Origin of the sequence: Mesorhizobium jarvisii, assembly GCF_003601985.1 — a bacterium.
GTDB lineage: Bacteria > Pseudomonadota > Alphaproteobacteria > Rhizobiales > Rhizobiaceae > Mesorhizobium > Mesorhizobium jarvisii.
Genome location: NZ_QZXA01000016.1, coordinates 73970 through 99333, shown reverse-complemented (window position 1 = coordinate 99333; position 25364 = coordinate 73970). Strand labels below are relative to the sequence as shown.

The window sequence follows — 25364 nt, the reverse complement described above, 5'->3', positions numbered from 1 at the left end:
GCAGCCGTTGCGAAACGCCTGGGTTTCAGCCGTCCAGGCGCGACGTGCCATCACCCATCGGCCGCCTGGACCGCCAGCGCCTGCATGACTTCGGCTTCGAAGGCGCCGGGCATCTGGCCGGCCTCGGCCAGTTGCCTTGCGTGCCACGCGCGTGCCATGCGGCCATCGGCCAGGAGGATGGCGCGGTTGCACAGGCCCGGCACTGCTTCCACGACATGGGTGGAGATGATGACGGCATGGCGGCCATTGGAAGCCAGGGCCAGGATGATGCGCTTCACCTCGAAGGCGGCAAGCGGATCGAGGCCGTTCAGGGACTCATCGAGGATCAGTAGCGGTGGCGTGCCGAGCAGGGCCGCGGCAATGGCGATCTTGGCCCGCGTGCCGAGCGAATATTCGGCTATCGGCCGTTCGATCCAGCGATTGAGCCCAAGCCGATCAGTGACATCGACGCCAGGCCAGTCGTCTTCGGCGCAGCCGCGGATCGAGGCGACGAGTTGGAGATATTGCCGCCCGCTCAGCGCCGCCGGCAGGTCGAATGGATCCACGGCAAGGCCGAAGCCTGACTTGGCGCGTTCCGGTGCCCTGACAAGGTCGGCGCCATCGATCGCCACGGTCCCCCCGAGCGGCCGAATCTGGCCGGTGATGGCCCTGAGCAAGGTGGACTTGCCCGAACCGTTGGCGCCGAGCAGGCCGAGGATGTCGCCCCTGTCGAGCGACAGGTCGATGCCGCTGACGACCGCGCGGCCAGCATAGCCGGCGCTGAGCCCGCGAACCGCGAGGATTTCGGCAGGATCGATGCTGCTATCCATGGCGATATCTCCGTTGCGCCTGGTGCCACAGAAACAGCACAAGGGCGGCAAAACCGATCAGCACCGTGCGCCCATATTCGAGCGTCTCGTAGCTGGCGTAGGCGATGGCGCTGAGGAAGGTCAGCGCCGCGACGAACGGCGCGGTCATGAAATAGGCGGCAAACACCGCATAGGCGCCGTTCAGCGCCAGCAGCCAGAAGCCGCTGGCGAGCGGCATCGCCCAGGCCGACGGTTCCGCCGCCAGGGCGGCTCCCGCCGGCAGGAGGAAGAAGGCGAGCGACAATTGCAGCGGCAGCCGCGCCAGGCGCAGCCAGGCCCTGACGAAGCCGAGCGGAGCCGTGCGCAGCACCGGCGAGCCGAGTGGATGGAACCGCGCGCTCAACATGAACACCAGAAGGCCGCCGGTCAGCCCGGCCATCGCCGCCGGCACGGCATCATGGCGGGCAAGGCTGATGGAGCCGGCAACGACTGCCGCGAGGCCGAACAGGATGGCTGCCCCCGCCAGCCGCCATGAAAGCCTTACGCGCCCGGCGGGCAGGTCCCAGGCCCAGCTTGAGAGCCAGGCCGGCGTCGAACGATCGAAGGCGCCGAGCCAAGGCTTGCGCCCGCCCGGATCGCTCACCGGATCGGCACTATCGCTGAGGACCAGGTCGCGAGCGCTCCGCAGGCGCAGCACCGCCGCCGCGCCAAAGCCGGCGCCAAACAGCATCACGGCACCGAGACCCCAGGCCGGCGCCAGTGGTTTTGCGATGACGAAACACCCAAGGCCCACGGCCGCCGCCGCGATGAAGGCAAGGGGAACGCCCAGCGCACATGCCGCCACGGCCGCCATGCGCCGGCGCTCCATGAGTGAAAGAGGCAATGCTTTCAGGAACGGCGCGAAGGCGCGCGACAGGCAAAGTCTTGCGATCGCGCTGCCGGCGAAGCCGCCAAGGCAAAGAAGCACCCCCGGCAAGCCGACCGCCCACAGCGCCTGCGCCTGACGCAGGGTGGCGGATACCGCATGCAAGGCGACGACGATGTCGGCAATGGCGTAGGCGAGCAACGCCCCACCGCCAGCGACGATCCAAACGAGATCGCGTCGGCGCATCGAGCGCAGGCCAGCCGAGAGCTCGCGCCAAATCAGGGTCAGGACAAGCCTGTCGTGCCGCATTGTTCCATCTTTGCGATCGCAAGCCGGTTGGACATCGACATAGGTCGGCGACGATTGTGCCGTCAGTAGGGCCGTCGCGGCTTAGCCTCCCGCGGCGGGCTTGGCGTTAACGTTCTTCAGCGCGGTCAGGAGATAATCCTGCATGGTCGCCTGAAGGTTGGTCGTTGCGCTGCGCACCGCCGCCATCGCGTCCTTCACCGCCGCTTCATCAAAGGGTTTGGCGGTTTGTGCCGCCGCCAGATTGGCGCGAGCACTGCGCAAGTCGCGCAACGCCTGGAAGGTGCGCGAGCGGTTGTCGCACAGAATGCCGCGGAACTCCTTCCTCACCTCGGGCGGATAGCTGCTGGCAATTTCCGACAACAGTACGCGCGCCGCCGCGCCCTGGCGCAACCCGTGCATGGCATAACCGACCAGGAAGAAGTTGACGGCGAGCGAAAGGGCGAGCAGCACCAGCGTCGCCGTCCATATCCAGGGACGCTTCAAAGCGAGCCCTCCCCTTCCGCGTCGGCCGCGATACCGCCATCGGCCAGCGACGAACCGGACGCCAGCGCCAGAAGCTCCGTATCGGACGGATCATCCTGTAGCCGCGCCACCTGGTAGCCTGCCAACGTTGCCGCCACCAGCACGGCAGCGACGCAGGCCGCGAACCCGGCCGGACTGAAGAGCAGGCGCGGCAAGAGAGACGGGCGTGCCGAGCCGGCTTCGATACGGGCCAGCACCTTGCGCGCCAGTGCCTGGTCGTCGCCATCGGTCAGCGCCGCTTCGAGCACGAGACGATCGAGCGCGGCATCCGGGTCGTCCTTGCGCTCGGCCGCCAGCAGCGCCAGCGCCTGCTGGCGGAAAGGCGCCGGCCATGTCTCGACCGCAGCGCCAAAGCGCAGGCTGTGTCGTTCGAATTCGTCCCGTGTCATGAGGACTCCCTTTCGCGGCTCACGGCCGCCATTGCCAAATGATCCCTGAGCGCACGCCGTCCGCGCACCAGCAATTGCTCGGCCGAGCCGATGCTGCCGCCCATCACCTCGGCGATCGCCGCGATGTCGAGGTCGCCGACGGCTCTCAGCAGTACCGCCATGCGCTGCCGTTCCGGCAGGCGCGAGAGCCCGTCGCGGACGATCGCCAGTTCCTGCCGCGCCGCGGTCGTCGCCTCGGCGTCCGCCTCCGGCGCGGCGACCTCATCCCTTATGTCGTCCAGCCCGATGAAGCTGCGTAGCGCCCTGCGTCGACGCTGGTCAATGCATCGGTTGGCGGTGATCCGGTAGAGCCAGGTCGAAGCCCGCCCCTTGGCCGGATCAAACCGCGCGGCCTGTTTCCAGACGGTCACGAACACCTCCTGCACCACATCCTCGGCGTCGCCGGCATTGCCGAGATAACGCGCCGCGAACATTCGCAACCCGCGGCCATGGCGAGCGATGAGCTCGGACAGCGCGCTTTGGTTGCCCCCGGCGATGCGGGCCAGAAGCTCGTCGTCGCCTCTGGGCTCGTCATGCTGCACGGTGGCGGCCACCGGTTGGCAAGACTTCGATGGCGAGTCCGAACCTCGCATCGATCCGGATCGGCGCAGAAACGAATTTCGGGCTCAAATCCATCACCAGATGTCAGCGGCGCCAGCGGCGAATGCCGTAGACGGTCTTGCCGTTAGGACCGGTGAAGCTACCTGCCGAACGGCCTCGAAACGGCCCCGCCGCCGATACACGCTTGCCGGAGAAGGTCTGCCCATTCGGGCCGGTGCCAGAATAGCTTCTGGCGCAGCGATCAACAACGCCACCAATGCATTTGGAGCTCGATGTGTAGGCACCGCCATTGGCCCCGGTGCGGGTGGTCGAGCCGGTATAGACATTGCCGTCCCGGGTCACGCTGCGGCTGATCTCGCCGCCATGCGCGGTCGGACGCCGCCACTCCTCGGCCGAGGCCGGCGAAGCGGCCGACCAGGCAAGCACCGCGCCGATACAGAGCGCCGGAATCTTTACTGAAAACAACATGTCGTACTCCTTGTTTTGTAAAGGGAATGATCGCTGCCGATTAGTTGGCACGCTCGGCTATCAGCTTGCGGATGGTTGCGATCTCGTCCGCGGAAAGCCTGCCGTCACCGTTGCGATCAATGAGGTCGAACAACGGCATGCTGCTGGCAAATTCCTGTTGCGACACCTTGCCGTCGCCATTCGTGTCGAGGCGGCGCCAGCGATTGCCGAGCCGCGCCTGCGCCACCTCGGCGCGATCCTCGATCGCCTGGCGGGCGCTGTCGATCTCCTTCTCGTCGATGACGCCGTCGCCATTGCGGTCGAGCCGCCTGAACAGCCGCTCGCGGGCGGCCGTCATCTCGTCCTTGGAGATGGCGCCGTCGCCATTGGTATCGATGCGTTGCAGGATGCGCTGGCCCGGCATGTCTTGTGCCTGCGCCGCACGGAGCGGCACAAGTCCGACAAGCAAGGCCGCAATGAGTGCTGAACGTTTCATGATGATGATCCTTTCGTGGTCGGGTCGCGGGGGGCGACTGCTGACCGATACGCAGCACCGGGCCGGACCCTACGCTCGACACGGGAGATTCTTTTCGAACGCGCCAATCTGCGTCGCGGCATCGCTCGGCAGTTGCGCCCGCAGCATCTCGAGAAAAATCTCCCGATCGCGCGTAGGAGCACAAAAGGGCCTGCGTAGAAGGCTCTGCAAGGACGGTCCGCGGCGGACCATCCGACCCAATGCGGAGACCAGCATGAACAAGATCGTCATAGCCCTTGCCGGCCTGCTGCTTGGCGCTGGCAGCGCCTGTGCGGCGGACGGCAGCGGCGCCAGGGAACTCTTCCGGCGTATCGACACCAACGGCGACCGAAAGCTGGAGTTCAGCGAAATCCAGGCCGCGCGGGCGCGGATGTTCGACCGGATGGATGCCAACCACAATGGTCTGCTCGACGCGGGCGAAGTGCGCACTGCCGTCGAGCAGGTGAAGTCGAAGCGAGACTTCCAGGCCGCGCAATTCGCCGACTTCCGAGCACAGGCCAGCCGCATCGACCGCAATGGCGATGGCAAGATTTCGCGCGACGAGTTTGCCGCCTTCATTCCCGACCGGTTGCTGCGGGCGGACACGAATGGCGACGGTGCGCTTTCCATCTCCGAACTGCGGGCGCTCCGGCGCCAGTGATCCCCTAGACAACCCATCCCACAGGAGAGACATGATGAAACGGACGCTTGCGGCATTTTGCGGTTTGATGATTGGCGCCTCGGTGCTGGCCTCGCCGGCTCAGGCCCTGCCGGTCGTGCCGGCCTCTGCCCCGGCATCGGCCACCACAGCGCCGACGCCGGTGTGGTTCCGGCGCGGCTTCTACGTCGTCGGCGGCGGCTACTACTATAACGGCTATCGCGGCTATGTCCGCGTGCGGCCGGGCTACCGCTACTACAACGGCTACTGGTTCCCCGCCGCCGCCTTTGCCGCCGGTGTCGCGGCGGCGACTGTCGCGCCATTGCCGCGTCCCGCGGTGCGTCTGGAAGCGGCGCACGTACGCTGGTGCCATGAGCGCTACGTTTCCTACCGCGCCTGGGACAACAGCTATCAGCCTTATAGCGGACCCCGCCAGCAGTGCTGGTCGCCCTATAGTTGAGGCGCTGGGCGCTTCGCGCACAGCCTTCATGCCCTTGCACCAAACGCGACGGGAGATGACATGATCACCAATCGGTCGATGCCCGCGAGCACGATTATACCAGTGCTCGCCTATCCCGATGTCGAGACGGCCAGCCGCTGGCTCTGCCACGTCTTCGGGTTCGAACAGAGGCTAATCATCGGCAACCACCGCCACCAACTCGACTTCGGTGAGGGAGCGTTGATTGTCGCCGGATCGAAGAAGGGCGAACCGATACCGGAGCAGGCCGGCGCGCCGTTAGCGGTGATGGTGCGTGTCATGGATGTCGATGCCCATCACAAGCGAGCTGTGCGCCACGGTGCCGTGATCCTGAGCCCGCCGGTCAGCTTCCCCTATGGCGAGCGGCAATATTCCTGTCGCGACTTCGCCGGCCACCACTGGACGTTCTCTCAGTCGATCGCCGACGTCGCGCCTGAGGACTGGGGTGGCGTCGCGATCGGCAATCGAGCAATCTCGGAATAGGCGTCAGTCCCGCCTAGGTTTCGATATCCTCAACCGGCAGCAATGGCTTACAATTCATAACTCCAGGCACGGGTGGAACGCACGCCACATCGTTCGCAGCCCTGATCTGTCGGTGACTCCACGTCGCGACAGCTCCATCAGCAACAGCTAATTGACAGTCTACGGGAAACGGCGCTCACTGGCCCGTACAGGTGGATCGCAGCATCAGGCGGGCGATATCGACCGCCGGCTTCACCCTGGGGAGGATGCCATGCCAACCGTAATCGGCCATCACAACATCTCGAAAGACAGCAAGCACTGGCTCAGTTCACCCAAGCGCAAGGAGCTTTTCGGCTCGCTGGGGATCACCAACATCCGCACCTTCGTCGATCCGCAGAACCCGAAACGGGTGGCCGTGATGATGGACGTGCCGGATATGGATAAGATGGCCGCGCTAATGCAGAGCAAGGCGGCCGCCGACGCCATGGCGCATGATGGCGTGGTGCCGGAATCGCTGGTGATCCTCGTCGAAGCGAAAGCGTAGCCGCGCCAGATCAGGCACTTCAGGTCGCGATATCGTTGACGGGCAGCAAGGGCTTCGGCAGGTCAGCCTCGCCAAGGCCCGCGCGCAGCTCGATCTCGATGTCGCGGCAGATCTGCGAGATCGGAACGTCGTTGGCATTGCCCTCGAACGGGTTGGCGCTGCTTTCGCCGACCTGGTCGAGAGACATGTAGGCCCAGCCCAGCAGCGTGCTGAACGGGATCGTCAGCCAGATGCCGAATGTGCCGAGCGCACCGCCCAGCTTGCCCATCTCCGCGAAGACCGGAACGACGCCGAACGGCAGCAGCGTGCAGAAGATCATCACGAACATGGAACTGACGATGGCGTATTGGCGCGGATAGGGATTGTTCTTGATGCGGTCGCAGCGCGCCTGCTGATCGTGGAAGTCGCGGATCAGCTTCGTCAGTTCGACGTATATCTGCGGGGGGAGCTTGGCGTCCTTGAACAGCGCGTTGACCTGGACCGATTGCATTTCGAGCAGGGCCAGCGCCGGCTGCGGCGATCTCAGCACCTTGTCGGCCTGTTCGGCCAGCAGCGGCGGCAATTCCTCGGCGAGCGAGCCCTTGTCCTCGCTGATGCGGTAGCGCCGCATATACTCGATATTGGCCGCCTTCCCCATCGATTCCCAGGGCATCGGCCGCCGCAGCGAAAAGCGCAGTGCCGTCATCCAGGCGATATGACGGTAGATGAGCTGCCTCGCCGTCGGCGCGTCGAGGAAGTCGCGGCAGAAATTGGACCACATCCGGCTGCTGGCGATGATTTGCGTGAAGGCCTGCAACGCCTCGCCGCTGCGGGTCAGCACCTGCGAATTCTTGAAGCCGGCGACGAGAGACACGGTGGTGCCGAGCACGAGCACGACAGACCATGGCACCGAGAACCCGGCAATGCCCGGAAGACGGTAGGCCGCGACGGCCAGTCCGCTCACCACCACCATGTAGATGACGCTGCGCCGCGACCACAGCGCGAAATCGATCAGTTTGTAGGAACGGCCTACATACATCGCATGCCCTCGAAAACGTGGATAACAGGCAAATCAAGCTATTGACGCCTAGCATGCCCCACGCCCGGGATGAATGGCCGTTCCGGCTATTGTGGGCGCGGGATCTCTCCCGCGCCCATGCCGCTATCTCAATTGCACTTCGGCTTGGCGCTGTTGCAGGCGTCGACGAGTTCAGCCGGCGGATCCTTGTGGAAGACAGTCTTGAAGGATTCCAGCACGTTGGACTGCACCACCGGCAGCGACTGCACGCCGACCCAAGCGGGCGTGGGTTGCCCGATCAGCGCCTTCATCATCGCCAGCGCCTCGGCGACGCCCTGGTCATAGGGGCGCTGCGAGCCGGTTGCCTTGAGCGGTCCGCCCTTGGCGATCTCGATCGCCGACTGCAGACCGAGATCGACGGTGGTGATCGGAATGTCGATGCCTTGCGCGCGCATCGAGGACAGCGTGTCCAGCGCCGGCTGGTCCCATACCGCGAACAGCCCCTTCACATCGGGATTGCCGGTGAGGAAATCGCCGGAGATCTGCGAGACCTTGGAGGGATCGGTGAAGTCGACCTGCTTCATGACGATGTCGGGACGGTTCTTTTTCATCCACTCACCGACACCCTTGGTGCGCTCATTGGTGCTGAAATAGTCGACGCCGAAATTGACCAGGCCGATCGTGCCGCCCTTGGGCATGCAGGACGCCAGGATCTGCGCCGCGATCTGGCCGTTGCCCTGGCTGTCGGCCGAGATCATCGAGGCAAAATCCTTGGGAGATGAGAGGCCAACGGGGATGCTGTCCATGAACACCAGCTTGATGCCGGCCTCGCCCACCTTCTTGTAGGTCGGCGCCGTCGCCGTGAAATCGACGGGAATGGAGATGATGCCGTCCGGATGCTGCTGGATGGTGTTCTCGATATCGGCGATCTGCTTGTCGACCTGATACTCGGCCGACGCCACGCCGGTGACGGTGACGCCATATTTTGCCAGCGTTTCGCTGATGCCTTGCACCTGCAATTGCGACCAGTCGAGGTTCACCGTCTGCATGGAAATGCCGACCTTGAACTTGCCGGCCTTGACCTTGGCGGCCTCTTCGTCGGTCAATTTCAGCTCGTCGGGCGAGGCTGCCTTCTCGCCATGCGGGCCTTGGCCGACAATGCCCTTGGGACCGAGCGTCGCCATGTCGACGCCGGTAACGCAAGTGTCCGGCGTCTGCGCCACGCTCAGGGACGTCGACAGCGCGAAGGCGCTGGCGGCGAGGCTCAATGTGCAGAAAAGCGAGTGAACCGATTTCTTCATGACTTCCTCCGTTGATTGTTGATATTTGTTTTGCCGTTTGGAGTCGGCGGCTTCTGCTGATTTCCGCGTGCGCCTTACCTCCTCGTGAACGCGACCGCGGCGACGATGATTGCTCCCTTGATGACGAGTTGCAGTGACGAGCTGACGCCGAGCAGCACCAGTCCGTTGTTGAGCGTGCCGATGATCAGGCTGCCGAGCAGCGTGCCGAGCACAAAGCCACGGCCGCCGAACAGGCTGCAGCCGCCGAGGATGACCGAGGCGATGACGTCGAGCTCCATGCCTTGCACCACATCGGGCCGCGCCGCGTGCGAGCGCGCCGACAGGATGAGCGACGCCAGCCCGGCGAGCGTGCCGGTCAGCACGAAGGCGAGCGTCGTGACTTGCTTGATATGGACGCCGGAATAGAGTGCTGCCGTCGGGTTGCCGCCCGCCGCGTAAACCCGCCGCCCATAGACGCTGTAGTGCAGCAGCAAGATGCCGGCGATGGTGACGCCGAGCGTCCACAGGATCGGCGCCGGTATGCCGAGCACCGAGCCTTCGCCGAAGATCGCGAAATAATACTCGTTGGTGATGATGACCGGCTTGGTGTTGGTGACCATCAGCGCCAGGCCGCGCGCGCCGCTCAGCGTGCCCAGCGTCACCAGGAAGGACGGGATTTCCAGGCGGGTGGTCAAGACACCGTTGAGCAGCCCGATCAGCGCCCCGGTGCCCAGCCCCGCCACGGCGCCGACGACCCAGCTGTTGGCGACAAAGGCCATGGCCAGCGATGCGCTCATGCCCGAAAGTGCCAGCGTCGAGGCGACGGACAGGTCGATCTGCCTGGAGATGATGACGAATGTCATGCCCACCGCGATGATCGAGACCAGTGTCGTCTGGCGACCGATGTTGAGAAAATTGTCGATCGACAGGAACCAGGGCGACGCCAGGCTGAACACGATCAGCATGATGGCGAAGGCCACGTAGAGCATGTAGGGCCGGTCGCCCTGGAGCAGATGCTGCAAGGCCGAGCGACCACCTGGCTGGCTGGCTGCGGCTTTCGCTGGGCTTTGGATGTCGGTCATGCCGCGTGCTCTTCCGATGGCTGCGAAAGTTGAATGAGGTGATGAAGATCCTCGGCGCTGCAGAAGTCCGGCCGCGCGACCGTCCTGGTGATCCGGCCATCGACGACGATGGAGATGCGGTCGCAAAGCTGCAGCAGTTCGGAGAGGTCCGAAGACACCAGCAGCACGCCGCTGCCGGCCGCTGCCGCGGCGCGAATGACGCCGTAAATCTCCTCGCGCGCGCCGACATCGACCCCGACCGTCGGCTCGTCGAGCAGCAGCACGCGCGGCCGTGGTTCGTTCCATTTGCCGAACACCACTTTCTGCTGGTTGCCGCCCGACAGGTTCTTCACCATGGTCGACGCGCTCGGCGCCTTCACGGCCAGCCGGCGCATCGCCGCATTGGCATGTTCGCTCGCCGGCCGCCGCTGCAGCCAGCCAAGGCGCGAGAAATAAGGCAGGCGGGGCAAGGTCAGATTGCGCTCGATCGAATGTTCGAGGACCAGGCCCTGGACGTGCCGGTCCTCCGGCACAAGCGCGATGCCCAGCCCGATCGCCGCTGCCGGGTCTGTGCCCTTCAGCGAGACACCGTCCAGGCTGGCCTCGCCCGATTGAACGGATCGCAGGCCGAAGATGGTCTGCAGGATTTCGGTGCGTCCGCTGCCGATCAGCCCTGCAAGGCCATGGATTTCGCCGGCGCGCAATTCGAGACTGGCCCCGTCGAGCCGGTCATTGCTGACACCTTTCAATTCGAGCACGGGCTTTTCAGATGAACCGGCCGATGACGCCGTGTCTTGCCCAGGTGCATCGCCATCTGCTTTCAGCACAGCGTGATCCGGCCCGACGATCGCGCCGACCAATTGCCGCATATTGGTTTGCGCCGTGAAGAAGGTGCCGGCGTTCTGCCCGTCGCGGAAGACGGTCACCCGGTTGGAAATGCGGAACACTTCGTTGAGGCGATGCGTGACATAGATCACCCCGACGCCCCGCGCCGCGACCGCCCGGATCGCCTCGAACAGGATCTTCTCCTCATCATCGGTCAGCGCCGAGGTCGGCTCGTCCAAAATGAGCAGGCGGACATCGCCCATCAGCGCCTTGGCGATCTCGGTCATCTGGCGATAGGCGAAGGGCAGCGAGCCGACCATGGCGCGGGCATCGAGCGGAATGTTCTGCGACTTGAGGAAGGCTTCGGCCTGCGCCACCAGCTGACGTTTTTTCAGGAAGCCGAGCCGCGTCTTCGGCTCTCGTCCGAGAAGCAGATTGTCGGCGACCGAGAGCGACTCGACCAGGCTCAGATCCTGATAGACGACGGCCACGCCGGCATCGCGCGACTGGGCCGGCGAAGAAAACGAGACAGGCTTGCCGTCGATTTCGATCGAGCCGCCATCATGCACATGCACGCCGCTCAGGATCTTGATCAGCGTCGACTTGCCGGCGCCGTTTTCACCGAGCAGTGCGTGCACTTCACCGGCGCGGATTTCGAGACTGACGCCGCGCAGCGCATTGACGCCGCCGAACCGCTTCCTGACGCCCTCGACGCGCAGCAAGGGCGTCCCGGAAAATGGCGCAATCGAACCCTGTTCGATCATGACGCCCGCACTTCCTCCCGTTGACGCGTCCCCTACCCTTGTCGAGCCCCTTTTGGGACTTCTCTTACTTTTTTTGTGACTTTTCCATCAGACCAGTGAAATGTCAAACGGAGTCAGGCCTGCGGCAGGAATGAATCCGGCCCGACCTCGCCGTGCTCGGTAATGATGGCGTCGAAGCCGTCCATGGCTGAGAAGAAGGCGCGCTTGAGCTTGCCGATCTTGCTCGAGTCGATGACCAGGTAATTTTCGCGCGCCAGGCTCATCACCTTCTGCTTCACCACCGCCTCGTGGAAATGCTCGCAGGTGGCACCGCGCTTGGCATCGACGCCGGCGGCCGACAGGAAGGCCGCGTTGATGCCGACGCTGTTCAAAATGTCGAAATCATGCGTGCCCGAGAATGACGCCGACGCTGGATGATAGACGCCGCCCAGCATGATGATGGTGACATTGGGCCTGCGGCTCAGCCGCTCCGCGACATTCATGGCGTAACATATTGCCGTTATTTGATAATTTTCGGGAATGAGATCGATCAGATGGATCAGCGTCGTGCCGCAGTCGATGAAGATCGTCTCGTCGGGCCGTATCTTGCGCACCGCATGCGCGCAGGCTTCGCGCTTGGCCGCCGCATGGCTGTCGGCCGCGGTCGCCAATTCGTAGGGAATATCGGCCTCGATCTCGGCCGCCGCCAATATGTGCCCTCCGAGATAGGCGATCTGCCCCTGGTTGGTGGCGATGTCGCGCCGCACCGTCATCTCGGAGACGCCGAGCAGCGCCGCCGCTTCGCTGAGATGGATGACCCGCCGCTGCGACAGCAGATCGATCAACCGGGCTGTCCTTTGCGCCTTGCGAGCAGTCATGCGTTGGGCCTGTGCATCCTGAAATGTGAGGATTTTAACAACCGCTCGCATTCAGATGCAAGTGCGGCGCGCGGGCTCGGCCTGCCATGGCTAACGGAGACGTCTGTCTACGAGGTTTCTTGGTTCGCTGAGACCGGTCTTGGAGACCGTCAGGCCTTGGCGGGGTTCCCCGCCCCGAACCGCAACCCATCCATCAACAGCTTGACCAGCCGCCGCGAACGGTCACGCCACTCCGGCGTATCGGGCGCGGAATAGATGCCCGACAGGGCGTGCAGCACATCGGAGGCATCGACATCGCCGCGGATGGTGCCGTCGGCCACCGCCGCCTCGACCAGTTGCCGCAAGGCCTGCGAGACCCGCCCCGACGTGTCGGAAAACAGCGTCGAATTGGTTGTGAGCAGGATGCGCAGGCTGGTCGCCAGGCCGCGCTTGGTGGCGATGTAGTCGACGAAGCGCCGCATCCACTCCTCCAGGGCGACATCGGACGGATGCCTTGCCGCAAGCTCGCCGGCGGCGGCGCAAAGCGCCTCCACCTCGCGGCGGTAGACCACCTCGACCAGATGCTCGCGCGTCGGGAAATGCCGGTAGAGCGTGCCGATGCCGACGCCGGCGCGGCGCGCGATCTCCTCCAGCGAGGCATCGATGCCGCGCTCGGCAAACACCGAGGCCGCCACCTCGACCAGCCGGTCGCGGTTGCGCTGGGCATCCGCGCGCAGCGGTTTGGTTTCCGCGGCGGCGTCTTCAGCGATGACGGCTTCGGCCAATTTTTTCTCCACGGACAAAATATGGGGACTTGAACCCGGCTAGGCCAGCCCCCACGTAATAAACGGAGGCACCTCCGCTTTAAGTGGAGTGCTTTCATCATATAGGCAGGGAACCCCGTATGTCACCTCTTTCGAACCCGCAAGACAAAGCGGTTACCCACTGGAGACTGGCGAAGGCCGCCAACATCTAGCCCTCCGCGCCCCTTGCCCTCCTCCGCGCCCCTTGCCCTCCTCCGCCCCGACACCAATTCATTCCCCTCAGCGTCAAGCAACTGGAGCCAGACGCCCATGACAAAAATCCCCGTCCACCTCGACATCAACGGCCAGCATCACGAATTGCAGCTCGAGCCGCGCGTCACGCTGCTCGATGCCTTGCGCGAGCGGCTCGGCCTGACCGGCACCAAGAAAGGCTGCGACCATGGCCAGTGCGGCGCCTGCACCGTGCACATAGACGGCGAGCGCGTGCTGGCGTGCCTGACGCTGGCCGCGCAAGCCGAAGGCCGCGCCATCACCACCATTGAGGGGCTTGCACGGGCGGGCGAACTGCATCCCGTGCAGGCTGCCTTCCTCGAGCAGGACGCCTTCCAGTGCGGTTATTGCACGCCGGGCCAGATCATGTCGGCGGTGGCCTGCATCCGCGAGGGCCATGCCGGCTCGGATGAGGAAATCCGCGAATACATGGCCGGTAATCTCTGCCGCTGCGGCGCCTATCCGCACATCGTCGCCGCCGTGCGCCAGGCAGCTCAGGAGTTCGCATCATGAGGGATTTTTCCTATCTTCGCGCCACGTCTGCCGATGCCGCACGCCAGGCGGCCGCCCTGCCCGGCACCATGCTGCTGGCAGGCGGCACCACGCTGATCGACCTCGCCAAATGCGGCGTCGCCGAGCCGGACACGCTGGTCGACATCACCCATCTCAAGGGGCTCGACCGGATCGACGTGAATGAACGCGGCGCCACCATCGGCGCGCTTGCCAAAATGGGCCATGTCGCCGACCACGCCGATATCAAGAGCCGCTTCCCCGCCATCTCCGAAGCGCTGTGGCAGGCGGCGTCGGCGCAGATCCGCAACATGGCGACCATCGGCGGCAATCTGATGCAGCGCACGCGCTGCCCCTATTTCCGCGATCCCGCGAATTTTGCCGCCTGCAACAAACGTAAGCCCGGCAGCGGCTGTTCGGCGATCGGCGGCGTCACCCGGGGACACGCCGTGCTTGGCACCAGCGAGGCCTGCATCGCCATGTATCCTGGCGACCTCGCCACCGCTTTGGTCGCCTTCGACGCAACAGTTCATCTGGGCGAGCGCAAGCTTCTGGTCGACGACTTTTTCCTGCTGCCCGGCACCACGCCCGACAGGGAACACGCCATCGAGCCGGGCGAGATGATCACCGCCATCGAAATCCCCGGCTCCGCCGCCGCCCGCCGCTCGACCTATCTGAAAATCCGCGACCGGCAATCCTATGAATTCGCGGCGGCAAGTGCGGCGGTCGGTATCGAATTCGAAGCCGATGGCCGCACCATTCGGGATCTTCGCATAGCGCTTGGCGGCGTCGCGACCAAGCCCTGGCGTGTCCGTGCCGTGGAAGACGCCTTGAAGGGCAAGGCACTGGAGCCGGAAACCGTCCGCGCCGCCAGCCTGCTCGCCATCGAAGGCGCCGTCGACCATGGCGCCAACCACTACAAGATCGAACTCGCGCCGCGCGTTGTCGCGCGCGCCATCCTCAAATTGGGAGAGACGGCATGACCGTTCACAACATCAGAGTTGGTGAATCGAAACGGGGCGACGCCTCCGACGGCGCACTGACGGAAGCCGTCGGCGGCAGGCTGTCGCGCGTCGACGGCCCGGCCAAGATCACCGGTGCCGCGAAATACGCGGTCGAACAGCAGCTCGAAGGACTGGCCTACGCCGTGCTGGTCGAAAGCACGATCGCCTCGGGCAAGGTGCGCGCGATCGACACGGCAATCGCTGAAGCCTCGCCGGGCGTCCTGCAAGTGCTGACCCCTGACACCATCATCAGCCTCCGGACCGCGTCGGACTGGTTCGGCACGCCGCCGCCGGACAAGCCCTACTGCCCGCTGGCGCGCGACATCACCTTCTCGGGCCAGCACGTCGCGGCGGTCGTCGCCGATACCTTCGAGCAGGCGGTCGCCGCGGCGGCCCTGGTCAAGGTCAGCTATGACGAGACGCCCGCCATCGTCGACCTCAGCGACGGCAAGGCCGGCGACGGCATTCCGATCGATGCCATGACCAAGGAATGGGGCGACGCGCCTGCCGCCTTCGCCGCCGCGCCGGTGCGCATCTGCGCCGCCTACAACACGCCGCGCGAATATCAGGCGCCGATGGAGCCGCATGGGCTGATCGCGCACTGGCAAGGCGATCATCTCACCGTGTGGGAGCCGAGCCAGTGGCTGGACGGCATGGCCCGCACCTATGCCGAATGGTTCGAAGTGCCGTTCGAGAATGTGCGGCTGGTCTCGCCCTATATTGGCGGCGGCTTCGGCTCCAAGGCGCTGGCGCTCAGCCATAGCGCGGTGGCGGCAAGTGCCGCCAAGATGCTGGGACGGCCGGTGAAGCTGGTGATGACGCGGCCGCAGACCTTTACCGGCTATGGCGGCCGCGCCGCGACGCGCCAGACGGTGACGATCGGCGCCGACCGCGACGGCATGATCCAGTCGATCGTGCATCGCGGCGTCAATGAAACATCCATCGACGGCATGTGGGTCGAGCCGCTGGGCTCGGTCACCTCGATCATGTACGCGACGCCGAATTTCTCCTCGAAGCAGAATGTCGTGCGGGTCAATTCCGTGGTGCCGGGCGCCATGCGCGCGCCGGGCGAAAACCCCTCGGCCTTCGGCATCGAAAGCGCCATCGACGAGCTTGCCTATGAGGTCGGCATCGATCCGTTGGAAATCCGCCTGCGCAACTATGCCGAACAGGACCCGCACACCAGAAAAGCTTGGTCGACCAGGCAGTTGCGCGAGGCTTTTGCCGCGGGCGCCGAACACTTCGGCTGGTCCAGGCGCTCGCCAAAACCGCGTTCGATGCGGGACGGCAACCAGCTGATCGGCTGGGGCGTGGCCGCCGGCACCTATCCGGTGCGGCGCGCCTATGGCGAGGCTGTCGTGCGCATCCTGGCCGACGGCTCGGTCGAGGTCGAAAGCTCCTCGATCGACATGGGCCAGGGCACCTACACCATCCTTGCGCAGACCGCCGCCGAGACGGTCGGCGTGCCGGCCGACGATGTGGTGGTGAAACTCGGCGATTCCCGCTTTGCCCGAGCCGGCGTCAGCGGCGGCTCGCGGCTGGCCGGCGTGATGACGGGTGCGGTTCATAAGGCGGCGACCTCGGCGCTCGACCAGCTGGTCGGGCTTGCCATCAGCGATCCGCGCTCGCCCTTCCACGCGCTGCAGGCCAACACTTTGGTCGTCGCAAAGGGCCGCATCGCTTCGCCGCGCGGCGACGGCCCGGATGTCTCGATCGCCGAACTGCTCAAAAGCGTCGGCCGCGACCGCATAGAGGCGACCGGCGACACCATGCCGGCCAACTCGACCGCCGAGGACCGCTACAAGAACTACACCACCATCGCCATGGCGCTGCCACACACCGAGGGCGACTATTCGCGCTATTCCTGGTGCGCGCATTTCATCGAGGTGCGCGTCGACGAGGATTTCGGCACGGTGCGCGTGTCGCGCGTGGTGTCGGCACTGGATTCCGGCCGGCTCTACAACCCGAAGCTCGCCGAAAGCCAATGGAAGGGCGGCATCATCATGGGCATCGGCCAGGCGTTGCTGGAAGAAGGCATCATGGATCGTCGCTATGGCCGCATCGTCAACAACAACCTCGCCGATTACCTGGTGCCGACCAATGCCGACATCCCGGACATCGAGGTGATCTCGGTGGGCATTCCCGACCTGCACTCCTCGGCGCTCGGCGGCAAGGGTGTCGGTGAACTCGGCATCGTCGGTGTCGCGCCCGCGATCGCCAATGCGGTGTTCCACGCGACGGGAAAGAGGGTGCGCGATTTGCCGATCACGCTGGAGAAGCTGATCTGAGGGTGGAGCGCGTAATCTCCCTTTGCGCTGGAGATTACGCGCTCGTCCGCTTTCGCCCCTACCACTCCAATCCGAACGCCAGCTTGCCGAAATGCAGGCCGCCGGCGGCCATGTGGGCGTAGGCTTCGGCCGCGTCACCAGGCGAAAACACCTTGTCGACGACCGGCTCGATCCCGGCCGCGCCGATGGCGCGGGCGGCGTCGCGAAGGTCGGACACCGACCCGGTGTTGTTGCCGATCACCTTCGGCGCCTTGATGATGATCGGCAACAGGTTGATCGTGGCCTCGGCGCCGGTGACGAAACCGATGGTGAACAGCGTGCCGCCGGGGGCGGTGGCGTTGATGGCGCGGGCGAAGGTGGCGGTGCCGCCGGTCTCGACGACGAGGTCGGCGCCGAGGCCGCCGGTCAGTTCCAGCACCTTGCCGTCCCAGTCTGATGTCGCGCGGTAGTTGATGAGATGATCGGCGCCCAGCGCCTTCGCCCGCTCCAGCTTCTCGTCCGATGACGAGGTGATGATGACGGTGGCGCCGGCGGCCTTGGCAAGCTGCAGGGTGAAGATCGAGACGCCGCCGGTGCCGAGCAGCACGACCACCGAGCCCGGCCCGACATTGGCGGTGCGCAGCGCGTTCCATGCCGTGGTGCCGGCGATCGGCAATGTCGATGCAGCCTCGAAGGAGAGATGCGCCGGGACCGGCACGAGCGAATTGGCCGGCAGCGCGACATATTCGGCCAGTGACCCCGGCAGCGAGACGCCACGCATCTGCGTCATCTCGTAGGGCCGCGGCCGGCCGCCGATCCAGCGCGGCTTGGCATGGGCGACGACGCGATCACCCGTGCTGAAACTCGTAACGCCCTCGCCCAGCGCGACGATCTCGCCGGCGCCGTCGGCGACCGGGATGAGCGGAAAGCTCGGTCCGGGATAATTGCCGCTCGCCACCGCGACATCGACGAAATTGAGGCTTGCCGCACGCTGGCGGATCAGCACCTCGCCGCGCTGCGGTTCGGGGGTGGCGACGGTGGCGGCGCGGAAGGCGTCGAGCCGGGGTTGGCTCAGTTCGATGGCTTTCATGGTTTTCACTCCGGTGGGACGATTGATGGTTGAGTGAACCTATCTGCTGCGCTATTCCTATATAATCGTTTCATTTTGCATTTGAGTAATGCGGAAAATGCAGCAATCTCACGAACCGGCGGCCCTTGCCGAAATGGCGGCCTTCGCTGCCATCGCCGAGGCGCGCTCCTTCACCAGGGCAGCAGTGCGTGTCGGGCGCGACGCGACCATCCTGTCGCGGCGCCTGCAATCGCTGGAGGAGCGGCTGGGGGTCAGGCTGCTCTCCCGCACGACACGCAGCGTGTCGCTGACCGAAGCCGGTGCCGAATTCCTGGTACGCGTGCGCGCCATCCTCGCCTCCGTCGACGAGGCAGAGGCCGCCGCGTCGGCTCATGCCGACGGCAGCCCGCGCGGCCTGCTCAGGCTGGCGCTGCCCGGCACGTTCGGGCGCATGTGGATCGGACCGCTGCTGCCGCAATTCCTGGCCGAATATCCCGATATCCGCATCGAGGCCGAATTCTCCAACCGCTTCGCCGATCTGGTCGCCGAGAATTTCGACGTCGCCGTGCGGCTCGGCGCGCTGGAGGATTCGCGCCTGGTGGCGCGCAAGGTGGCGACGCGGCGCCGGCTGCTTTGCGCCGCCCCCGCCTATCTCGCCCGAAGAGGCAGGCCGCGGACGCCGCAGGCGCTGCTCGAGCATTCCTGCCTGGGCTTCAGCGGCTTCCAGACATTTCCGGCCTGGGAGATGACCGACCGCGAGGGCCGGCGCGCACGCGTCGAGGTTTCCGGACCGTTGGTCAGCGACGATGCCGAGGTGCTGGTGGAGGCCGCCGTGCAGGGCCTCGGACTGATGATGAGCACCGACTGGCTGATCGGCCGCGAGCTCGGCGACGGACGCCTTGTGCCTGTCCTGGAGGAGTGGACGCTGGCCGACGAAGGCGCGGTCTATGTCGTCGTGCCCTCAGCCAAGGGACAGGCCGCCAAGACCCGCGCCTTCGCCGACTGGATCAGCAAGCGCTTCGCGCCGGTGCCGCCCTGGCGGCAATGAAGTGCCGTCATCCGGTTTATCTCCCCGCCTATCCTGGAAAATCCCAGTTCGACCGGTTCAGGACATCGCTGGGTGGAAGAATCTCTTCGGGCTTGAGTTCTCGGCGCTGAACCTCATCGGCGACAAATTCCTCACGTGGCCCCCACGCTCCACCACTGCCGATTTTTAGCGGGATTTTGTCCTGCGTCAGACATTGCGAAAGGTTTATGTCAAACGTACCCGGAGCCATGTCGAACCAGTCGCACGCCTCGCCGAGAACACTGTCCATGCGGCCCATGCTCTCCGGGATGACATTGCGGCCGAGGTGAATAGCCGGCGAATCTGCCAACTGACATTTCTCGCATATGGAGAGACGCTCAAACGCACCGCCCTTGGCGGCCCCGAAGGATAGTGCCTGCCCCGTTTGGTCGTTGCGGATATTTAGGGTTCGCCGTCCATCGGGATACGATGTTTCATCGTAGGTCCATGGATCGTGCCGCCGCAATGCCCTGACCGCACCTTGCCATTGCATGTGCATGGCAAAATCCGGTGGGCGCTTGACAGCGGTTGCAGCTTGGGGTGGCGGATGGTCGAAGTGCAGCCATTGGGCAACCTCCAGCAAATTGGCAGGCAGCTCGACCTTCTCGGCGGACACGGGGCGCCGATCAAGTCTGACAATCGCCGTCGATTGAAACAGCGAGCCGTTCACAAACACCCTCGTGGCGATCTCGATACCATCAGCCGTCAGGCAACTCAGCCATTGCAGTTTAGGAACCTGCTTGTCCGGATCGCGCCGCACGACGTCCCGCACGTCGCATCGCTCGCCGGCATGCGTCTCGGTCTGGCCGGTTTCCGTTACTGCGCGAATTCGTTCGTAGGACGTCGACGTCCGACGGTTTACCGAAACAGAGGAATAGTTTGAATCCCTAAGGAACGAGACCGTTATTTGCTTTGCCGGATTTCCGTAGATGACAGTTCCGAGTTCGTCCACACGGACCCAGCCGTCATGATGTGTGACGATCCTCGTATGGGATCCGGCCGAATTTCCCGATGGTTGCACCGTCATCGTCGCGACATAGTCGGGGACATTGGCCGAGGGCGCATAGGGTATGTCGCCTGCCCACGCCGGAGAACCTGCCAGAACGAGGCCCGCCATGATCGGTAGTCTCATCATGGCTTCTCCCCCGCGTGCCACGCAGCTGCCAGCCGTACGATTCCCGGCAAGAGCGGCGATTTTGCGACGACTGTGCGACCGGGCTCCAACCTCAGCGTCAAGTTCTGACGACAACAGGGCGCCGGCTCGCGCCAAAATTGACGTCGCCGGGCGGTCCTAGCGTCCACCTTTATTCCGGCGACGGCACCGGCGGCTTCGAGGTCAGCGCCGTCCCGGCGGCAGCGACAATGACGGCGGCGATGCCGGCCAGTTGCGGCGGGGTCAGGCTTTCGTGCAGGAACAGGAAGCCGGCCAGCGCGCCGAGTCCCGGCTCCAGGCACGTCAGCGTGCCGTAGATGCGGGCCGGCATGCGGGTCAGCGCCACCATCTCCAGGAAGAATGGCAGCGCGCTGGAAAACAGGCCGACGAGCAGCGCGCTGACCAGGATCGACGGCGCCAGCAGCCCCATTCCCGCCTGCGCCACGCCGAAGGGCAGCACCAGCACGGCGGCGATCGCCATCCCATAGGCGGTGGTGCGGGTGCCAAGCTCCGCACCCGCTTTCTGCGCCAGCACGATATAGAGCGCCCAGAAGCCGCCGGCCGCCAGCGCCAGCATCACCCCGGTCGGATCGAGCGGCTGCAAGGAGTGGATGAAGGGCGACAACAGGATGATGCCGGCCAGGGCAAGCGCGATCCAGGCGAAGTCGCTGGCGCGCCGCGAGGTCAGCGTCGCCACCAGCAGCGGCCCGGAAAATTCCAGCGCCACGGCGACGCCGAGCGGGATCCTGGCAAGGGCTGCATAGAACAGCAGGTTGAGCGCGCAGAGCGTCACGCCATAGGCGACCAGCCACGGCAAGGTGGCGCGCGTCGGCCGCATCTGCCAGGGCCGCAGCACCGCGATCAGCATCAGCGCGCCGATGACCAGCCGCAGCGTCGTCGTGCCTTGTGCACCGATCTGCGGGAACAGGGTTTTGGCGAAGGTGGCGCCGATCTGGATCGACACCATGGCCCCCATCAGCGCCGCGACGGGCAAGGGCGCCGCTTCGCGACTGGCAACCGGCATCGATGTCACTTTGGTTTGTCCTTCCCTGCCGCGATATGCAGACGCGGCAGTATCGGGATAGGCCGAACCGGCTTGCCTGTCCTGAGGCAGTGAAGGCGGCTTGATAGGGTCAAGACAGTGCGGGCGCGCTGGCGCCCTCGCCGATTCAGCCGCTGAACGACACGCCCCGGCGGCGCATGCCCGCCTGCACGCCGCGCACGATCATCCGGGACAGTATTTCCATGTCCCAGGGCATGCCCGGACGCCAGACATCCAGCAGCAGGGCGATGCGCGCTTCATCGGCGTTGTTGATCACCTCGTGCGGATAGGTGTCGTCCCACAACATGCCTTCGCCGTCGGTGATCCGTTCTTCCTGATGGTCGATCATCATGATGGTTGCCGGGCGGCCATCGGCCTGGCGCGGGATGACCAGGCCTAGGTGAAACCGCATGATGCCGCGGAACGGCCCGCGATGGCTGGGTATGTGCTTGCGCGGCGCCAGGAACGAGATAGCCGCCGATTTGACTTCCGGGCATTCGGCAAGCAAGCGGCTGAGAACCGGCATGCGCGCCAGGTTCTCCGGCACCGCCATGTCATAGGCCTTGAGCACGAACATGCGCCAGTCGCGCCCGTCATTGGCCGAGATATCGGCCTGCTCCGGCATGATGTCGTGGAAGCGCGGGACCTTGCCCAGACGCACGCCAAGCGCTTCATCACGGATGTCGCGCCAGGCGCCGGTGAACTTCGCCGCGTTGGGAAATTCGCTGGCGGTATCGAGAATCGCCGGCGCGTCTATGCGCCTTTCATAGACACGCCGGATAACATCGGATGCAAGATCGTAGGTGCGCGACATCGCATGGCCTCCGTCGCATCATAAACGGACGGCCCCCGATTTTGGTTACACATTTTGTTCACGACGCCGTGCGCCGTATCAAAAACATATATCGCAAGTTGGAGGTCACCTCGCGGCGCTGTGAGGCGCTGGCGAGCCATGGTTTTGCCGTATGAAAGGCCTTTCCAGCAACCTGCAGCTTGGCCGGATGCCTGCTTTTGAGGGAAGCAAGCCGCGTGGTAAGCCAACGAAAGAAGGCTACTATGCTGCATCGCAAAAAGCTAACGATTCCAGTTCATTCGCCGGATGATTCCGAATGAACCAAAATAGGTAAAATGTAGATTCTTAAATCTCGAGGTTTTTTTAACGAAAATTCCGATGCTTCCTATCTGCTCGAGCAGAAATGTTTCTGATCAACTAAGGCGAGCAAGCCGATACAACTCCAACCAAAAAGTTGAAAAGCTATGGGGAATTTCCAGAATCCGAAACAATTGCGGATTTTTGCCAATTTTTGGCCTTGCTCACATAAGTATTTCAGGTCGCTAAATTTTTTGTGTTGCGCTGCACAATGCGGTGACCGAACCATCCGCCGGGGGACTCGTTTTGCGACTGGACATACGCCGTGAAGGATTCCGCCGGGTTGACCGACTTGAGCCGTCCGTCCGTCGATTGCGAGATCGACCCAGGCAGGCTCGCACAGCGCGGGTTTGATGGCGCCCCGGCGAATTTCGCGTGCATTGGTCTGCCGCTCGAAACGGCACTCTGCCAGCCTCATCGCGGACATCCGGCCCCCCGTGGAAGCCGCTGATGGCAAACGCCCGCGACATCCAGCTGGACGCGCTCAGGGCCATCGCCGTGACGATGGTGATGTATTCCCATTTCTACGCGGCGGGAGGATCTTCGTTCTGGGGCCATATCGGCGTGCGGCTGTTCTTCGTTCTGAGCGGCTTCCTGATCACCCGCCTGCTCCTGGAAGCGCGTTCGGCCGCCGCGTTTGAAGCCGGCCCCGCGCTGCGGTCCTTCTACATCAGGCGGGCGCTGCGGATATTCCCTCCCTATTTTGCCGTGCTGGGTTTCGTCTGGCTGTTCGATCTGGAGCAGTCCAGGGGATCGCTGGTCTGGCATGCGCTTTACCTGTCGAATTTCTGGTATGCGCTGCGCAATGACTGGAACCCCTGGGTTCTCTGCCATTTCTGGAGCCTGAGCATCGAGGAGCAGTTCTATATTGCCTGGCCGCTTGTGGTCCTGCTGGCCCCATACCGGCGCTTCGAACAGATCTGCATCGGCGTCATCGCGCTGTCCTTGGCCTATCGCTTCTACTGGCCGGTCACCGCCACTCCGGCGCTGGCGCGCGACCTGCTGCCGCCGGCATCCATGGACGCGCTGGCGTCGGGCGCGCTGCTTGCCTGCTGGCGGTCGAGGGGCGCCGGCTTGCCGCAATGGATGCGGCTGGGCTGGCCTGCCTTCGCGGCCGCGTTCCTGATGATCGAGTGGTTTGTCCCGGCACCTCCCGATCCGACGCTGGAGTGGGCCCGCTGGCTGCTGCTGCAAGTCCTGCCCCTGGTGCCGCTGATGGCCATGGTCGCCGCCTGTTCGCGCGGCCTTGGCGGCATCCCCGGCAGGTTTGCGGAGCTGCCGCCGCTGCTGGCCCTCGGCCGTATCAGCTACGGCGTCTATCTCTATCATCCGATATTGCTGTCGCTCGCCGTCAAGTCGCAGCCCTGGATTCCACTTAATGTCTCGGAGCAAGGGTCAGGACGGTTCCTGGTTGCAAGCATTGCCACGATTGTCGTGGCCGCGATTTCCTGGCTGGTTTTCGAAAGGCCGCTCAACAGCCTCAAGCGCCACTTCCCCTATGTCCGGCGAGCCCAGGCAGGCCGTGCCGGCTGGTTTGCGAGGCCGGTGGAGGCCTATCCCGGCGGATCGCCCGACGGCCGCGCGCCATCTCTCGACCTCCCGCGGACGGATGCAAGACCATGACCGCCGCGCCGCTCGTTTCCGTCCTGCTGCCGGTCTACAATGCCGGCCCCTACCTTGCCGCAGCACTTGGAAGCATCCTGCGGCAGGACTACCGCCGCCTGGAGGTCGTCGCGATCGACGACGGCTCGAGCGACAATTCGCTCGAGATCCTCGAGCGATACCGGCAGGCCGACAGCCGCGTCTCGATCATCTCGCGCGAAAACCGCGGCCTCGTCGCGACGCTCAACGAAGGGCTGGCGGTCGCCAGCGGCGAGCTGGTCGCGCGGATGGACGCCGACGACGTCGCCTATCCCTGGCGCCTGTCGCGCCAGGTGGCGCTGTTCGAGCAGCGGCCCGAGCTGGGCTTTTGCGGCGCCGGCGTCGACATGTTGATCCGCGGCCGCATCGCCAGGGGCAAGCCCGATCCGGTGTTCCGGTTCGGCCGCATGCCCATATTGGCGATGTTCTTCACCATCTTCATGCACCCGACGGTCGTCTACAACAGGAAGGTCGTCGAAGACGCCGCTCTCCACTACGACCCGACCTACAGGCACGCCGAGGATTTCGATCTCTTCAGGCGGCTGGCCGCTCGCTACCCGGCGGCCATGATGCCCGAGAACCTTGTCGTCTACCGCGTCCATCAGGCAAGCGTGACCAGCCGGCACAGCAAGGAGATGCGCAGGACGCATTTGCGCATCGTGGCCGAGAACCTCGAGCGCGAGGGCCTCGCGGAAGCCACGTGGGACCTGCGCGACATCGGCGAAGCGGTCAGCTTCGACACGGTCACCCGTGCGGCCGACTTCATCGTCGCGCTGGAGCAGCAGATCCGCTCCCTGCCGGCCGAGACGCGGCCGAGCTTCGAGGCCGGCGCTCTCAACCTGTTCTATTTCCTCTACCAGCTCGTGACCGACGAAAGGCAGCCGCCCCTGACGCATGAATTGCTGACGCGGACCGCGAAGTGGAACGCCATCCGGCGGCGCGAGAAATATGCGCTGCGGCCGGGCGCCTTGGCACCCTGGCTGAGCCTCGCCTCGCTGTCGGCCGGCAAGCAAGCGGACGCCGTGGAATATTTCTTCAAATCCGCGCCCGCCGCGGCGGTTCTGGCATCTCATCAGGTGGGCTAGAGGA

The 25364-nt window shown here is 64.8% G+C and carries 27 protein-coding genes; 10 read left to right on the top strand and 17 right to left on the bottom strand.

Translation table 11 applies throughout. The features are described 5' to 3' along the window. Window positions 1-50 precede the first annotated feature (50 nt). From D3242_RS30020 to D3242_RS29990, 7 genes are all read right to left on the bottom strand, one after another. A complete protein-coding gene (locus tag D3242_RS30020; RefSeq protein WP_064981865.1) occupies window positions 51-809 on the bottom strand; it encodes an ATP-binding cassette domain-containing protein in 759 nt (252 codons plus the stop codon). Then, window positions 802-1962 (bottom strand): hypothetical protein, encoded by a 1161-nt coding sequence (locus tag D3242_RS30015; protein WP_064981867.1) that lies wholly within the window; start codon window positions 1960-1962, stop codon window positions 802-804. Before D3242_RS30015 ends, D3242_RS30020 begins: the two co-directional genes overlap by 8 nt. 81 nt (window positions 1963-2043) lie before the next feature. After that, window positions 2044-2412 (bottom strand): periplasmic heavy metal sensor, encoded by a 369-nt coding sequence (locus D3242_RS30010; protein WP_223217701.1) that lies wholly within the window; start codon window positions 2410-2412, stop codon window positions 2044-2046. A gap of 29 nt (window positions 2413-2441) precedes the next feature. Beyond that, window positions 2442-2873, bottom strand: coding sequence for a hypothetical protein (locus tag D3242_RS30005; RefSeq protein ID WP_038648032.1), 432 nt, complete (start codon window positions 2871-2873; stop codon window positions 2442-2444). Continuing rightward, window positions 2870-3466 carry an RNA polymerase sigma factor gene (locus D3242_RS30000; RefSeq protein ID WP_038648034.1) on the bottom strand — a complete coding sequence of 199 codons (597 nt, stop codon included), beginning with the start codon at window positions 3464-3466 and terminating at the stop codon, window positions 2870-2872. The genes D3242_RS30005 and D3242_RS30000 overlap by 4 nt, the downstream gene beginning before the upstream one ends. A 91-nt stretch (window positions 3467-3557) precedes the next feature. Beyond that, window positions 3558-3941: a hypothetical protein gene (locus tag D3242_RS29995; RefSeq protein WP_038648036.1), complete on the bottom strand. Its 384-nt coding sequence runs from the start codon at window positions 3939-3941 to the stop codon at window positions 3558-3560. A 40-nt stretch (window positions 3942-3981) separates the two neighbouring features. After that, window positions 3982-4416 carry an EF-hand domain-containing protein gene (locus D3242_RS29990; RefSeq protein WP_019859406.1) on the bottom strand — a complete coding sequence of 145 codons (435 nt, stop codon included), beginning with the start codon at window positions 4414-4416 and terminating at the stop codon, window positions 3982-3984. Window positions 4417-4669: 253 nt separating this feature from the next. Here D3242_RS29990 and D3242_RS29985 point away from each other — a divergent pair, with 253 nt between their 5' ends. From D3242_RS29985 to D3242_RS29970, 4 genes are all read left to right on the top strand, one after another. Beyond that, window positions 4670-5095: an EF-hand domain-containing protein gene (locus tag D3242_RS29985; protein WP_019859407.1), complete on the top strand. Its 426-nt coding sequence runs from the start codon at window positions 4670-4672 to the stop codon at window positions 5093-5095. A gap of 31 nt (window positions 5096-5126) precedes the next feature. Continuing rightward, entirely contained in the window at window positions 5127-5552 is a 426-nt protein-coding gene (locus D3242_RS29980) for a BA14K family protein (protein WP_064981870.1), read from the top strand. A 60-nt stretch (window positions 5553-5612) separates the two neighbouring features. Then, window positions 5613-6053 (top strand): VOC family protein, encoded by a 441-nt coding sequence (locus tag D3242_RS29975; RefSeq protein ID WP_019859409.1) that lies wholly within the window; start codon window positions 5613-5615, stop codon window positions 6051-6053. A gap of 250 nt (window positions 6054-6303) precedes the next feature. Continuing rightward, complete coding sequence (locus D3242_RS29970; protein ID WP_019859410.1) at window positions 6304-6576, top strand: hypothetical protein; 273 nt, start codon at window positions 6304-6306, stop codon at window positions 6574-6576. A gap of 19 nt (window positions 6577-6595) precedes the next feature. Here the strand turns inward: D3242_RS29970 and D3242_RS29965 are convergent, their stop codons facing one another. The 6 genes from D3242_RS29965 to D3242_RS29940 form a co-directional block, all read right to left on the bottom strand. Then, window positions 6596-7594, bottom strand: coding sequence for a bestrophin family protein (locus D3242_RS29965; RefSeq protein ID WP_019859411.1), 999 nt, complete (start codon window positions 7592-7594; stop codon window positions 6596-6598). Window positions 7595-7722: 128 nt separating this feature from the next. Next, complete coding sequence (locus tag D3242_RS29960; protein ID WP_064981872.1) at window positions 7723-8874, bottom strand: substrate-binding domain-containing protein; 1152 nt, start codon at window positions 8872-8874, stop codon at window positions 7723-7725. Between the two features lie 74 nt (window positions 8875-8948). Then, window positions 8949-9935, bottom strand: coding sequence for an ABC transporter permease (locus D3242_RS29955; protein ID WP_038648052.1), 987 nt, complete (start codon window positions 9933-9935; stop codon window positions 8949-8951). After that, window positions 9932-11503 (bottom strand): sugar ABC transporter ATP-binding protein, encoded by a 1572-nt coding sequence (locus D3242_RS29950; RefSeq protein WP_064981874.1) that lies wholly within the window; start codon window positions 11501-11503, stop codon window positions 9932-9934. Before D3242_RS29950 ends, D3242_RS29955 begins: the two co-directional genes overlap by 4 nt. A gap of 113 nt (window positions 11504-11616) precedes the next feature. Further along, window positions 11617-12360 (bottom strand): DeoR/GlpR family DNA-binding transcription regulator, encoded by a 744-nt coding sequence (locus tag D3242_RS29945; protein ID WP_038648057.1) that lies wholly within the window; start codon window positions 12358-12360, stop codon window positions 11617-11619. 149 nt (window positions 12361-12509) lie between these two features. Further along, complete coding sequence (locus D3242_RS29940) at window positions 12510-13136, bottom strand: TetR/AcrR family transcriptional regulator (RefSeq protein WP_019859416.1); 627 nt, start codon at window positions 13134-13136, stop codon at window positions 12510-12512. 276 nt (window positions 13137-13412) lie between these two features. Between D3242_RS29940 and D3242_RS29935 the strand changes: the two genes are divergently transcribed. From D3242_RS29935 to D3242_RS29925, 3 genes are read left to right on the top strand one after another with little or no spacing between them, the layout of a single operon-like run. Next, on the top strand, window positions 13413-13886 hold the full coding sequence (locus tag D3242_RS29935; protein WP_081295939.1) for a (2Fe-2S)-binding protein: 474 nt from the start codon (window positions 13413-13415) through the stop codon (window positions 13884-13886). Beyond that, complete coding sequence (locus D3242_RS29930) at window positions 13883-14866, top strand: FAD binding domain-containing protein (RefSeq protein WP_064981876.1); 984 nt, start codon at window positions 13883-13885, stop codon at window positions 14864-14866. The genes D3242_RS29935 and D3242_RS29930 overlap by 4 nt, the downstream gene beginning before the upstream one ends. Beyond that, window positions 14863-17175 (top strand): xanthine dehydrogenase family protein molybdopterin-binding subunit, encoded by a 2313-nt coding sequence (locus tag D3242_RS29925; protein ID WP_064981878.1) that lies wholly within the window; start codon window positions 14863-14865, stop codon window positions 17173-17175. Before D3242_RS29930 ends, D3242_RS29925 begins: the two co-directional genes overlap by 4 nt. Window positions 17176-17233: 58 nt before the next feature. Here D3242_RS29925 and D3242_RS29920 read toward each other — a convergent pair whose 3' ends face one another. Then, window positions 17234-18244, bottom strand: a complete 1011-nt coding sequence (locus D3242_RS29920; RefSeq protein ID WP_064981879.1) for a zinc-dependent alcohol dehydrogenase family protein — start codon at window positions 18242-18244, stop codon at window positions 17234-17236. A gap of 97 nt (window positions 18245-18341) precedes the next feature. Here D3242_RS29920 and D3242_RS29915 point away from each other — a divergent pair, with 97 nt between their 5' ends. Then, window positions 18342-19271, top strand: coding sequence for a LysR family transcriptional regulator (locus tag D3242_RS29915; RefSeq protein WP_019859421.1), 930 nt, complete (start codon window positions 18342-18344; stop codon window positions 19269-19271). 28 nt (window positions 19272-19299) lie between these two features. Here D3242_RS29915 and D3242_RS29910 read toward each other — a convergent pair whose 3' ends face one another. The 3 genes from D3242_RS29910 to D3242_RS29900 form a co-directional block, all read right to left on the bottom strand. Beyond that, window positions 19300-20421, bottom strand: coding sequence for a hypothetical protein (locus D3242_RS29910; RefSeq protein ID WP_223217907.1), 1122 nt, complete (start codon window positions 20419-20421; stop codon window positions 19300-19302). A gap of 172 nt (window positions 20422-20593) precedes the next feature. Beyond that, the gene (locus D3242_RS29905; protein WP_038648065.1) at window positions 20594-21475 is read right to left on the bottom strand and encodes an EamA family transporter; all 882 of its coding nucleotides are present in this window, start codon (window positions 21473-21475) and stop codon (window positions 20594-20596) included. A 136-nt stretch (window positions 21476-21611) separates the two neighbouring features. Further along, a complete protein-coding gene (locus D3242_RS29900; protein ID WP_038648068.1) occupies window positions 21612-22298 on the bottom strand; it encodes an aspartyl/asparaginyl beta-hydroxylase domain-containing protein in 687 nt (228 codons plus the stop codon). 786 nt (window positions 22299-23084) lie between these two features. Between D3242_RS29900 and D3242_RS29895 the strand changes: the two genes are divergently transcribed. Further along, the gene (locus D3242_RS29895) at window positions 23085-24257 is read left to right on the top strand and encodes an acyltransferase family protein (protein ID WP_064981881.1); all 1173 of its coding nucleotides are present in this window, start codon (window positions 23085-23087) and stop codon (window positions 24255-24257) included. After that, complete coding sequence (locus D3242_RS29890; protein WP_064981882.1) at window positions 24254-25360, top strand: glycosyltransferase family 2 protein; 1107 nt, start codon at window positions 24254-24256, stop codon at window positions 25358-25360. The genes D3242_RS29895 and D3242_RS29890 overlap by 4 nt, the downstream gene beginning before the upstream one ends. Window positions 25361-25364 lie beyond the last annotated feature (4 nt).